Raw genomic sequence first — 12,674 nt, 5'->3', positions numbered from 1 at the left:
GTGCAATTTTAATTTATATTGAACGCTCACAAGAGCATATCAATCTTTTTCTCATCAGATTAGATTATCCGAGTTTTCGGACAGTCTCCCCTGCTAACAACGGCAAAGGAAGCTTATTTGGGAAATTTGTCTGATGAATGGGAGACAGTAGAAAAGGAAGCGATGGCACTTGTAGAATATATGAAAAAACAAATTGAGGAATTACTTAGAACAGAGTAGCAAAGTTAGCGGGGCCAATCAACGGTCAAGATGAACGGCGCATAAATGCGCCGCCGTTGACAGTCCCGCCCGTCTTTGCTGATGGGCAATCAAGGCGGGAAAGCCCTAAAATGGCTTCCCGCCCATTTCAATCTTGAGAGAAGAAACGCTCCAAAACCAGAAAGAGAGCGGTAAATCTGAATTGCGAGGGAGAATGTAGATGAATCAAGGAAGAATTATTGTGATTACAGGTTCGCCGGGAACAGGAAAGACAACAACTGCGTCGATTGTCGCAAAGGAATCAGATATGGATAAATCAGTGCATATGCACACCGATGACTTTTTTCATTACTTAAGCAAAGGCGCAATACCACCACATTTGCCAGAATCCAAAGAGCAAAATCTGGTTGTCATTGAAGCCTTTTTAGAAGCTGCAAAGCGATATGCTCGTGGCGGATATGATGTAATTGTAGATGGGATTGTCGGGCCATGGTTTTTGGAGCCATGGAAAGCTCTTGTTCGGGAACATTATGAGGTGCATTATATTATTTTAAGGGCAAGTAAGGAAGAAACCTTAAAGCGGGCTGTTGAACGCTCAAAGTTAGACCGAAAAACAAATATCGAATTGGTAGAAACAATGTGGGAGCAATTTTGCAATCTGGGAATATATGAATCGAATGTTGTAGATACGACCAATTATTCCATTCAAGAAACTGTTTCCGCAGTACAAGAAAAAATCGCAAGTAGGGCAGCATTGTTGTCTTAGATTGTTTTGGTGCAATTCCCATTTATCGAGCAGATGAAGTTGGGGAGCCGCCTGGAGGCGGCGGTGCCGAAGGATAAAATAGGAGATGTTAAGGTTATGAATAATGAATACGATAATGAGAAGTTTTTTGAAGAATATGCAAAGATGTCCCGCAGTAAAGAGGGGTTAAAAGCTGCTGGTGAATGGCATCAATTAAAACCTTTGTTTCCTTCGTTAGAAGGAAAATCTGTTCTTGACTTGGGGTGCGGATATGGCTGGCACTGCAAGTTCGCAGAAGAACAAGGAGCTACAAAAATATTAGGGATCGATTTAAGTAAGAAAATGATTGAGGAAGCCCAAAAGCGCAATTCAGGAAATCAAATTGAATATCGTATTAGCGGATTAGAGGAATATGACTATCCAGAAAATGAATGGGATTGTGTTATATCTAATTTAGCTCTGCACTATATAGAGGACATAGTGGAAATATTTCAAAAAGTGTATAGGACATTAAAACCAGGTGGAATTTTTCTTTTTAATATCGAACACCCTGTTTTTACCGCAGGAGTTGGGCAGGATTGGATTTATACAGATGATGGGAAACCGCAATATTGGGCGATTGATAATTACTTTAGGCTCTGTCACAACAAATGGTTGATTTTTGACGAGAAATAGCGTATAATAATAGTAAGAAACAGTACCACCGAAGGAGGTAATTGGATATGCCTACTATCAAAGACGCATTAGATATTATCGGTAAGTTGACTGTCGCAGAGCAGGAAAGCCTTAAAACAATGCTTTTAAGTCCTGCCTTTGTAAAGTCTTTGAATATTGAAGATTTCGTAGCAAAGGAACGCTTTGCAAATGGTCGTGTATGCCCTCTTTGTGGCTGTATCCATGTGGTTCGCAATGGTCATCGTAAAGATGGCACACAGCGATATGTATGTAAGGATTGTGGCAAGTCCTTCGTGATTGCTACGAACTCCATTGTGTCTGGTACAAGAAAAGACTTGTCCGTGTGGGAGCAGTACATTGATTGTATGATGAATGGCTTATCCATTCGTAAGACTGCTGTTGCTTGTGGGATTCACAGAAACACCGCATTCCTTTGGAGACACAAGATTTTGGATGCACTTCAGAATATGGCAGACGATGTTACCCTTGACGGCATTATTGAGGCTGACGAAACTTTTTTCGCCATCTCGTACAAGGGCAATCATAGCAAGAGTAAGACATTTGCTATGCCACGCAAGGCTCATAAGCGTGGTCATTCTACACATATCAGAGGCTTGTCCCAAGAAAAGGTATGTGTTCCTTGTGCGGTTAATAGGAATGGCTTGTCTATCTCCAAGATTACGAATACTGGTAGAGTTTCTACAAGAGATTTACATCATATTTATGATGGTAGGATTAAGACCAATTCCACTCTTGTTACGGACAAGATGAACTCCTATGTGAGATTTACAAATGCCAATGGCATTGACCTTGTGCAGTTAAAGACTGGCAAAGCCAAGAAAGGCATTTATAATATCCAACATATCAATAGCTACCATAGCCAGCTAAAGAGGTTTATGCGTGGCTTTAACGGTGTTTCTACCAAGTATCTGAACAACTATCTTGTGTGGAATAACCTTGTAAATTACGCCAAAGAAAGCGACATGGAGAAAAGGAACATCTTCTTAACTTTCGTTTTGGCAACATTGAAAACTGCTAAATGCAGAGATTTATCAAACAGACCAGCAGTTCCTCTGGTCGCCTAATTAGAATTTGTGGAGATGATAAGATGGTCAATATAACAGATGTAAAACAGATTCTTCAATTTGCAATAGATGCGGAGATTAAAGTCTTTCTTGATGGTGGCTGGGGTGTAGATGCTCTTCTTGGATATCAGTCAAGAGCCCATAATGATATTGACATTTTTGTAGAAAAGAACGATTATCAGAACTTTATAGAAATAATGAAAGCTAATGGCTTTTATGAGATTAAGATGGAATATACAACATTGAACCATACTGTATGGGAAGATTTGAAAAACAGAATTATTGATTTGCATTGTTTTGAATATACGGACGAAGGTGAAATTCTTTATGATGGGGATTGTTTTCCGGTAGAAACTTTTTCGGGTAAAGGAAGAATTGAGGAAATAGAGGTTTCCTGTATTGAACCATATAGTCAAGTAATGTTCCATCTGGGATACGAGTTTGATGAAAATGATGCACATGATGTGAAGTTATTGTGTGAGACACTTCATATCGAAATTCCAAATGAGTATAGATAACTGCAAATAACAGTTTGTAGGGGAGTTCTGATACTCCCCTATAAAAATGGCTATTTATCAACTGTTTGTTGTGACATAGCCTTACTTTATAACAGGAGAACGAAATACACATTTTTTAGGATGTGATGTAGTAAAACAACATCACACACTTACACAGATTATAATGGGATTGCTGAACAATGGGTTTGAGCTTAAAGTTGTAGAGGAAGCAAAACCGCCTAAAGAGATGATGGATATTCCGGGTATGGAAGATGAACTTCGCCGCCCGATGATGTTACTTGTAAAGGCGATAGCGAAAAAATAATATCTCTATTAGGAAAACTGATATACCCCAATTTAGAGAATGGCATAGTAATTCCTAGTGATAAAGAGAAAATGATTGCACTGGCAAATAAATACATTGAAAAAGAAAATGTAGATGCACTCATTCTCGCCTGTACGGAGCTGCCACTTGCCATAAAGCCCGAAGATGTTAATGTGCCAATCGTGAATACAACCCAAGTACATATCAATGCAATTTACCAATATGCAATTCGATAAAAATAGCAAAGCCAGCCGAGCCAGTCAACGGTCAAGATGAACGGCGCATTTCATGCGCCGCCGTTGACAGCCCCGCCCGTCTTTGCTAAAGGGTAATCAAGGCGGGAAAGCCCTAAAATGGCTTCACACCTATTTCAATAATTGGAGGAGATAAAAATGAGATCAGAAAAGGAAGTTTATGATATTGTTTTGAATTTTGCAAAAACAGACAAACGCATTCGCATGGTTACTTTGGAAGGATCTAGAACAAATACAAATATTCCGCCTGATGATTTTCAGGATTTTGATATTACTTTTTTTGTTACGGATATGGACAGCTTCACAAGTGATGATAAATGGCTAGATATATTTGGTGAAAGGTTGATTCTGCAAAAGCCGGAAGATATGGAATTATTTCCAGCTGTAGAAAAGGGATTTTCATATTTAATGCTGTTTACTGATGATGTTAAGATAGATTTAACTTTGCTGCCGCTGGAACTGATAGACGAGTATTTTACATGGGATAAACTGGTAAAGTTACTGTTGGATAAAGACAACCGTATCGTAAAGCCGCCAATACCAACGGATATAGACTACCACTTGCAGAAGCCTACTCAAAGAATGTTTGACGATTGCTGTAATGAATTTTGGAATACTACAACATATGTAGTAAAGGGCTTATGCCGCAAAGAAATTCTTTTTGCTATTGACCATATGAATGATATAGTACGAAAAGAATTGCTTCGCATGATTTCCTGGCTGATTGGTATCAAACAGGGATTTCATTTCAGTTTGGGAAAAAACTATAAATTTATGAAGCAATATGTCCCAGAGGAATTGTGGGAACGACTTATGTCCACTTATAATATGGATTCCTATCCCCATATGTGGGAATCCTTTGAACAATGTATGGCATTGTTCCGGGAGGTTTCGTCAGAAGTGGCATGCCAGTTGGATTACCAGTATCCACTATATGATGAAAAAATCAGTAATTATGTGATTCGGCAAAAGAAAAAATATGGCATTGAAGATGATAACAAATAAAATTTTTTCAATCGAAAAAATTTATTTTGATTATTCAATTTTGAAAAACTGAATACCTCAAAATCAGAAAGAGCGCGGACAAGCACTTTGAGGGATTGGCCGCCTTGTCCACCCATCCAGCGGGGCGGCGGGCGGCGGTCAAGGCCGGGTGTAACCCCGTTCATTTCAGCCTTGACGGTTGCCCGCTGTCCTGCTACTTTTCCGGGAGTGTGGCCACAACTTCGGGACACTTTGTCCACAAGTCGGAGCGTAGGACGAGGGACGGGGGCTTTCATATACCTGCCGCCGTTCTCTGAAAACAGGCCGATTTTTTGCTCATTCCCATTCGCAAAAATTCAGCCTGTTTTCCTGCCGGAGCAAACGGGGCGCAAGAAGCACCGCACCCCGTTTCCCCCGTCAGCCACGCCAGCAGGTATAACACACTACACTTTGCAAGCAAAGTCGTGTGCCAAAGGGGGCACCCCTTTGGAAACCCCGGACAACAAAACAGGCGGTATGCTGCCCTCTCCGGGAGCATACCGCCGTTTGTTGTCAGCAGCCCGTTTCACGGTCTGCGTGTAGTTCCTTGTAAACTGACCTAAGAACGGGTATAAGGAGAATATAGTATTGATTAATCAGACAGCGAAGAAGATTTTGAAAGCTGTGTCTTTTGATGGTGTGGAAGTAGAAGCATTTTGTCATATGGCGGATTTAAAACGATTGGATCCGATGAAGATTTTTTATAAAAAAATAGATGAGAAAATATATAACGGGAGTCATGCAGTCCCGATTCGTATTTTCTTTCCAACTGAAAAAAGTTTTCGTGAGAGTGAAGAAAAGAAACATAATATTTAAGATAAAAAGATGCTTTTGTTTATACATGGCGGCGGCTGGGTTACAGAGAGTATCGATAATTATGAAAGAATTTGTGCCCGGCTTGCTAATGCAACCGGACAATATGTAGTTGCAGTTGAATACCGACTGGCACCGGAAGATAAATTCCCGGCAGGTCTGGAAGATTGTTATGCCGTTGTGAAAACATTATATTCCGGAGATTTTATGCTCAACATAAAACCCGAAAATATTACATTGATCGGAGATAGTGCCGGAGGGAATCTTTGTGCAGCATTATCTTTGATGGCTAGAGATTGTGGAGAATTTATGCCAAAAAGACAGATACTGATCTATCCGGCTACATATAATGATTATACAGAAAATTCACCATTTCCATCTGTTAAGGAAAATGGAACAGATTATCTTTTGACAGCTGGGAAGATGCAGGATTATATTGATCTTTATGCGAGAAATAAAGAGGATAAGAAGAATCCTTATTTTGCACCATACATAGCAGAAGATTTAGCGAATCAACCTGATACATTGATTCTTACATGTGAATTTGATCCACTTCGAGATGAAGGGGAAGCATATGGGAAGCGCTTAAAAGAGGCTGGAAATTATGTGGAGATACATCGGATCAAAGATGCATTACATGGATATTTTGCGTTGGGGATCAAGCAGCTTCATGTACAGGAAAGTTTCACCTATATCAATGAATTTCTGAAAGAGGAAACACTGTGAGTAAGAAAAAAGCACGTTGGAGAAAACTAGATAATGCAGCAAAATTATATTCTGCTGCCAGTAATAAAAAAGATACGTGAGTGTTTCGTTTTTACTGCGAATTGAAAGAAGAAGTAAATCCTGACGTTTTGCAGGAAGCATTGAATCAGACAATAGAAATATTTCCTACGTTTTTAATGGTGCTTCGCAAAGGATTATTCTGGCATTATCTTGAGCCATGTAATTTACGACCGATTGTAAAGGAAGAGTACAAAGAGCCTTGTAGTAGACTCTATATAAAGGATAAGAAGACACTGCTTTTTGAAGTAACCTATTATAAAAAACGAATCAACTTCGAAGTATTCCATGTATTGACAGATGGCACAGGAGCGACAGAATTTTTAAAAGAACTGGTAAAAAATTATCTCTATCTTATTTACAAAGTAAATGGATTAGAACCAGTTTCATTGTTACCAGAAGATATGACGGTACAAGATCAAGAAGTTGATAGTTTTTTGAAATATTATTCAAAAGATCAGAAACGACCGAAAAAAAGAAAACTACATGCTTTCCAGATACGGAAAAGAAAGAAAGATGGAAATCATCTGCACGTCCATGAATCTGTTGTTTCAGTTCAGGCAGTATTGAAGCGGAGCAGGGAACTCGGAGTATCTATGACAATCTTTTTGACAGCATTATTTATGATGGCAATAAATGAAGAAATGTCTAAGATGCAAAAGAAAAAGCCGGTCGTGTTAATGGTTCCGGTTAATTTAAGAAAGTTTTTCCTGTCTTTATCGATGCTGAATTTTTTTAATTGGATCGAGCCGGGATATAATTTTACTACACAAGATCAAAGTTTTGAGGCAATACTGAAATATACAAAAGAATTTTTTGAGACAGAACTGACAAAAGAAAAGATGTCAGCACATATCAGCGAGTTGCTTGCTTTGGAACTGCATCCAATTCTGAGGCTTGCACCTTTGGAACTGAAAAATCTATGTATTCAGGTCGGGGCAAAATATTCAGAGAAGAACACGACAGCAATCTTCTCTAATATGAGTGCGGTTAAAATACATGCGAGTTATGTACCTTATATCGAACGATTTGGTGTGTACACAAACACTCCTAAGTTTGAATTGTGTTTGTGTTCTTTTCAGGATAAATTATCATTTGCATTTACATCCAGATACGACACAGTGAACATTGAACGTAATTTTTATCGCTTGTTAAAAGAACAGGGAATTGCATCTGAAAAAGTAAAACCTGAATTTCCAAAGACAGATGAGCCAAGCGAACAGGAAATGAAAGTCTATAAAATTTATAGCTTTCTGTGTATTGCAATTGTTGCAGCAATGCTTGTTACGGAGTATAATTTCCATCCTAGAATTCGCTGGCCTTATTCACAGCCGGAGGCGTTGTGACAATGTGGATTGCCTCATCGATTGGATTTTTTAAACGCTATAACCTGCTGAAAAATGCGATGTGGCAGCTTTTTATCGGTACTATTATCTGCTTTATATGGGATGCACTGACCGGTTGGCACAGTTGGTCTGTAGATCTTGTGCTGCCAATCATGAGTGTATCTACACTTACAGCAATGTTTGTAACCGCTAAGGTGCGGAAATGCCCTGTGCGAGAGTATCTTATTTACGAAATTATGGCTGCCGGATACGGATTGATTCTTCCGGGAATCTTACTCTTATGCAAAGTGGTGAAAAATCCAACAGTAAGTATGTTTGGAGCGTTAATATGTTTCCTGTTTCTTGTAGCAGTGATATTGTTTAAAGGAAGAGAATTTAAAGAAGAGATGCAGAAAAATCTGCATGTATAAAATAGTGTTGATGAAACATTAAAAATGTTGAACTGAATAATTTCACTTTGTCAGAAAGCATTGTTAGAAGTAGCAAAATAAAGGAGTATTTGATTATGAAGTATGAAACAATAGACAGAATTAGAAAATTTACAGAAGATCGAAACTGGGATCAGTTTCATTCGCCGGCAAATCTTGCAAAATCAATCGTAATTGAGGCAGCAGAGTTATTAGAGTGTTTTCAGTGGTCTGATGAAGAATATGATCTGCAACATGTCAAGGAGGAATTGGCGGATGTTTTGGTTTATAGTCAGAATCTGTTAGACAAACTGGAACTGGATGCAGATGAAATCATAAATATGAAGATGTCGCAGAATGAAGCAAAGTATCCGGTAGATAAGGCAAAAGGGAGTGCGGCCAAGTACGATCAGCTATAATAGTGGAAAAGGAAGAGGCGTTATAAGAACAATGATAAAAATACTATTTATATGCCACGGCACTCTTTGAAAGCTTCGCCCAAAAGCCAGTAAAATCACAGTCTGAAGGGCATAGGCGGTTAGAAAATAACCCAAAAATAACCCACGGTATTTTGTGCAGATATGTCTGGGATGCAATATGATAGAATGGTTACAAGAAAAATTTGTAGGAATATAAAGATATGGAATTAAGATTATTACGCTATTTTTTAACAGTAGCAAAAGAACAGAGCTTTACAAAAGCAGCAGAACAATTGCATATTACCCAGCCAACGCTATCCAGACAAATGGCGGCATTTGAAGAGGACCTGGGAATAACATTATTTATTCGAAACGGGAAGAAAATATCGCTCACTGATGAAGGAATTTTATTAAAAAGGCGTGCCTTGGAGATTCTTAATCTTGAGGAAAGGACGCTTGAGGAACTGAAAGGAAAAGAAGAGGTTGTAGAGAGCACGATAACCATTGGATGCGGTGAATTTGCAGCAGTGGAGACATTGGCGAAGATATGTAAAACATATAAAGAAAAATATCCGCTGGTTCAGATTGTATTGCATACTGCAACAGCAGATGCAGTGTATGAGATGATGAACAAAGGACTTGTAGATATTGCATTATTCATGGAGCCGGTGGACACCGAAGGGCTGGATTATATCCGGATTACAGATTGCGATCACTGGTGTGTCGGAATGCGGCCGGATGATCCGCTGGCAGAAAAAGAGTTTATAAAAAAAGAAGATCTTATTGGAAAGCCCTTGATCCTGCCGGAAAGAATGAACGTTCAAAGTGAACTTGCCAACTGGTTTGGGAAAGACTTTTCAAAATTACAGATTGCTTTTACGAGTAATCTTGGAACGAATGCCGGAGTTATGGCGGCAAATGGACTGGGGTATCCAATTTCAATTGAGGGTGCTGTAAAGTATTGGCGAGAGGATATTCTTGTACAGCGAAGAATTTCTCCTGAAATCACGACCAGTACGGTGATTGCCTGGCGACGGAATATCCCATATTCTTTGGCAGTCCGTAAAATGATCGAGGAGATTAATGCTTTTCAGGCATAAAACAAAATTCAATATAAGCATTAGACATAATGAAGCGATAGAGCTTAAAATAGATGTGTAAGATGAATGTAAATCTTATACATCTATTTTTTGTGAAAAATACGTATAGAAAGGGGCTTTTTATTATGAGTAAAAAATTAGTGGCATTTTTCAGTGCAAGCGGAACAACAAAAAAAGTAGCACAGATGATCGCAGAGGAAGCAAAAGCGGATTTGTTTGAGATTGAGCCGAAAGTTCCATATACAAAGCTTGATCTTGACTGGATGAATAAAAAATCCAGAAGCAGTGTGGAAATGAGTGATAAAAAATATAGACCGGCGATTATGAAAAAAGAGATGGATATGAGTTCTTATGACGAGATCCTTCTGGGATTCCCAATCTGGTGGTATGTGGCTCCGACAATCATCAATACATTTTTAGAAGCTTACGATTTCAGTGGTAAAAAGATTGTGCTTTTTGCAACATCCGGAGGAAGTGGATTTGGGAACACTGTGAAAGAATTGCAGTCATCTGCATCAGACGCAGTTATTACAGAAGGCAGACTGTTAAATTGTGGAACGAAACAGGAAATCACTGAATGGATAAACTCTTTATAAATAACAGCGTTATGGAGGTATACAGAATATGGGAAAAATAGTACAGACAGCAGGGAGAAATACACTTGGTGAATTCGCACCGGAATTTGCACATTTTAACGATGATGTACTTTTCGGCGAAAACTGGAATAATCAGGACATCGACGTAAAAACAAGAAGCATTATTACAGTGGTTGCTCTGATGGCTTCCGGAATTACGGATTCTTCTTTAAGATATCATCTTCAAAATGCAAAAAATCATGGTGTGACACAAAAAGAGATTGCTGCAGTGATCACACATGCCGCATTCTATGCAGGTTGGCCAAAAGCATGGGCTGTTTTCAATCTTGCAAAGGAAGTGTGGGAAACAGGCGAAGGAGATTTGCCATACGAAGAGGAAGCGATGCGGGCGCATGCAAAAGAGATGGTATTTCCAATTGGTGCACCAAACGATGGCTTTGCACAGTATTTTTCGGGCAGGAGTTTTCTTGCACCGATTTCTACTTCTCAGGTTGGAATTTTCAATGTGACATTCGAACCAGGATGCAGAAATAACTGGCATATCCATCATGCAAAAAGTGGAGGCGGACAGATTCTGGTATGCGTTGCCGGAAGAGGATATTATCAGGTAGAAGGTAAAGAAGCTGTAGAAATGAAGCCAGGCGACTGCATCAATATTCCGGCAGAAGTGAAACACTGGCATGGCGCAGCACCGAATGAATGGTTTTCACATCTGGCAATAGAAGTTCCGGGCGAAAATAGTTCCAATGAATGGCTTGAACCGGTAAGTGATGAAGAATATAGAAAACTAAAATAGGAAGGGTGAAAAAAGTATATTTATAAGACAATTTGCATATGGAGGTTATATTTATGTTCACCAGTTTACAACTTTATAATTAATAGACTTGCTGACGAATCAGCTGTTTTAAAGCCTTTATGATTTCGTTGTATAATGTCTTTGTCGTACAGGGTCACTTTCCTTTGTAATGTTTTGGAGCAAACTCATTATACATCAGAAAGCCCTGTACGATATTTTTTTATGAAAAAGTTGTAAAGTGGTGTAAAGATTAATGATCTTTGTATTGGCACCGAAAATATATTTATTTCTCCGCGGCTTTTCTTCCAGGATGGGAGAGTGCCGCGGAGAATTTTTTGCGAAGAAAGAATTGCTATAGCTTTTGTAATTCCGGGAAAACCTTTATCTAAGAAAAAAATACAATATTAACATGAATATCATGAATATAATATTGGAGGCTGTGAATATTCCCAAATACTTCCCTCTCAGATTCCTGTTTTCTTTTGCAATATATTTGAAACTTATCAGGCTTGCCATGGATGCAATCAGAGTGCCGAGACCTCCAATATTGGTTCCGACAATTAAAGCCCGGTAATTATCTGTAAAGCCGGATAAAAGAAGCGCAGCGGGAACATTGCTCATAATCTGACTGGCAAGAACAGCAGTAAGTGTTTCCCTTCCTGCCATGATTCTTTCCAGAAAACTGCTGAATTGCGGAATCCTTCCAAGGTTGCCGATAAAAATAAATAATGCGATAAAGGTGGCAAGCAGGGAGTAATCCACCCTGCTTATATTTTCCCTGTTTCTTAGCAGCATATATATAAGAACCAATACAAGAGGAATCTGGTATGGAATGATACGTGCAACAGTGAGCAGGCAGATTGTAAATAAGATCAGGTAAGCGGCCAGGTATTCCATGTTAAGTTCTTTTCTGTCAGAGAATCCCAAAAGAGTTTTATTTTTTTCGGAACCGCATACGTGAGGTGCTTTGGCAGCGGCTACCTGTATCCATATCAGAAGAAGGATAAGTGCTGTGGCGGAATAGGGAAGCATCAGGGTTATTAATTCTGCCGCGGACATCCCTGCTCTGGCATATAGATAAAGGTTCTGCGGATTTCCGATTGGTGTGAGCATGCTTCCGAGATTAGCAGCGATTGTCTGCATGGCTACTATTTTAAGAAGCCAGTAATTGCCCAGTTCCTTTGGCAGTTTATGGACAATGATCAGTGCAAGAGGAACAAAAGTAATCAATGCCACATCATTGGTGATCACCATTGACAGGAAGAAACATAAGAGTATCAACAGCCTGATCACACCCACAGTTCCCGATGTTCCCATCAGCAATTTTTTGGCAAGTATATCAAAAACACCAACAGCCTTCAAACCAGCTACAATTGCCATCAAACAGAAGAGGAGCCCGAGAGTCCTGAAATCGATATAAATAAAATAAGCCTTATCCGGTCTGACCCAGAACATAGAAAGAAGCGCCAGGATCATTGCAATTGACAAAACGGTTTCTTTCCTGAAAAAAACATATAATTTTTGTAACATAATATTTCCTTTCCGGTCTGATACGACCGCGTATAAGTATATCACAGAAACATCCAGAAAAAAAGAATATCATTTTGTATTG

Annotated in this window: 14 protein-coding genes and 2 pseudogenes; 15 read left to right on the top strand and 1 reads right to left on the bottom strand. The window is 39.1% G+C overall.

The genetic code is table 11. From position 1 onward, the window contains the following. Positions 1 to 87: 87 nt before the first annotated feature. From ACTNC0_RS17330 to ACTNC0_RS17260, 15 genes and pseudogenes are all read left to right on the top strand, one after another. Positions 88 to 219, top strand: a pseudogene (locus ACTNC0_RS17330) (DUF4111 domain-containing protein); the annotation flags it as partial. Between the two features lie 199 nt (positions 220 to 418). After that, positions 419 to 964 carry an AAA family ATPase gene (locus tag ACTNC0_RS17325; protein ID WP_441088372.1) on the top strand — a complete coding sequence of 182 codons (546 nt, stop codon included), beginning with the start codon at positions 419 to 421 and terminating at the stop codon, positions 962 to 964. Between the two features lie 63 nt (positions 965 to 1,027). Next, the gene (locus ACTNC0_RS17320) at positions 1,028 to 1,618 is read left to right on the top strand and encodes a class I SAM-dependent methyltransferase (protein WP_330681823.1); all 591 of its coding nucleotides are present in this window, start codon (positions 1,028 to 1,030) and stop codon (positions 1,616 to 1,618) included. 47 nt (positions 1,619 to 1,665) lie between these two features. Further along, positions 1,666 to 2,703: an IS1595-like element ISSag10 family transposase gene (locus ACTNC0_RS17315; RefSeq protein WP_002837184.1), complete on the top strand. Its 1,038-nt coding sequence runs from the start codon at positions 1,666 to 1,668 to the stop codon at positions 2,701 to 2,703. A gap of 23 nt (positions 2,704 to 2,726) precedes the next feature. Then, the gene (gene lnu(C) / locus ACTNC0_RS17310; protein WP_019543803.1) at positions 2,727 to 3,221 is read left to right on the top strand and encodes a lincosamide nucleotidyltransferase Lnu(C); all 495 of its coding nucleotides are present in this window, start codon (positions 2,727 to 2,729) and stop codon (positions 3,219 to 3,221) included. Positions 3,222 to 3,384: 163 nt separating this feature from the next. Then, positions 3,385 to 3,525 carry a methyltransferase gene (locus ACTNC0_RS17305; protein WP_441088371.1) on the top strand — a complete coding sequence of 47 codons (141 nt, stop codon included), beginning with the start codon at positions 3,385 to 3,387 and terminating at the stop codon, positions 3,523 to 3,525. After that, positions 3,522 to 3,761, top strand: coding sequence for an aspartate/glutamate racemase family protein (locus ACTNC0_RS17300; RefSeq protein ID WP_071585656.1), 240 nt, complete (start codon positions 3,522 to 3,524; stop codon positions 3,759 to 3,761). Before ACTNC0_RS17305 ends, ACTNC0_RS17300 begins: the two co-directional genes overlap by 4 nt. A 156-nt stretch (positions 3,762 to 3,917) precedes the next feature. Next, a complete protein-coding gene (locus ACTNC0_RS17295) occupies positions 3,918 to 4,784 on the top strand; it encodes an aminoglycoside 6-adenylyltransferase AadE (RefSeq protein ID WP_001255868.1) in 867 nt (288 codons plus the stop codon). Positions 4,785 to 5,390: 606 nt separating this feature from the next. Next, a pseudogene (locus ACTNC0_RS17290) lies at positions 5,391 to 6,341 on the top strand (alpha/beta hydrolase). A gap of 80 nt (positions 6,342 to 6,421) precedes the next feature. After that, a complete protein-coding gene (locus tag ACTNC0_RS17285; protein ID WP_441088370.1) occupies positions 6,422 to 7,744 on the top strand; it encodes a DUF6320 domain-containing protein in 1,323 nt (440 codons plus the stop codon). Between the two features lie 2 nt (positions 7,745 to 7,746). Further along, positions 7,747 to 8,154, top strand: a complete 408-nt coding sequence (locus tag ACTNC0_RS17280; protein WP_441088374.1) for a DUF6320 domain-containing protein — start codon at positions 7,747 to 7,749, stop codon at positions 8,152 to 8,154. A 95-nt stretch (positions 8,155 to 8,249) separates the two neighbouring features. Continuing rightward, positions 8,250 to 8,570: a nucleotide pyrophosphohydrolase gene (locus tag ACTNC0_RS17275; RefSeq protein WP_008703857.1), complete on the top strand. Its 321-nt coding sequence runs from the start codon at positions 8,250 to 8,252 to the stop codon at positions 8,568 to 8,570. A 221-nt stretch (positions 8,571 to 8,791) separates the two neighbouring features. Continuing rightward, positions 8,792 to 9,670, top strand: coding sequence for a LysR family transcriptional regulator (locus tag ACTNC0_RS17270; RefSeq protein WP_118409442.1), 879 nt, complete (start codon positions 8,792 to 8,794; stop codon positions 9,668 to 9,670). A gap of 125 nt (positions 9,671 to 9,795) precedes the next feature. Then, complete coding sequence (locus ACTNC0_RS17265) at positions 9,796 to 10,266, top strand: flavodoxin (protein ID WP_441088369.1); 471 nt, start codon at positions 9,796 to 9,798, stop codon at positions 10,264 to 10,266. A gap of 28 nt (positions 10,267 to 10,294) precedes the next feature. Then, a complete protein-coding gene (locus tag ACTNC0_RS17260) occupies positions 10,295 to 11,062 on the top strand; it encodes a carboxymuconolactone decarboxylase family protein (protein WP_118611321.1) in 768 nt (255 codons plus the stop codon). A gap of 381 nt (positions 11,063 to 11,443) precedes the next feature. Here the strand turns inward: ACTNC0_RS17260 and ACTNC0_RS17255 are convergent, their stop codons facing one another. Continuing rightward, a complete protein-coding gene (locus tag ACTNC0_RS17255) occupies positions 11,444 to 12,592 on the bottom strand; it encodes an SLC13 family permease (RefSeq protein ID WP_441088368.1) in 1,149 nt (382 codons plus the stop codon). Between the last annotated feature and the right edge of the window lie 82 nt (positions 12,593 to 12,674).

The sequence above is a fragment of the Blautia sp. HCP3S3_B11 genome, assembly GCF_052064435.1.
Taxonomy (GTDB): domain Bacteria; phylum Bacillota; class Clostridia; order Lachnospirales; family Lachnospiraceae; genus Blautia_A.
The sequence above is the reverse complement of the archived record's forward strand: the minus strand, read 5'-3'. Positions and strand labels throughout refer to the sequence as shown.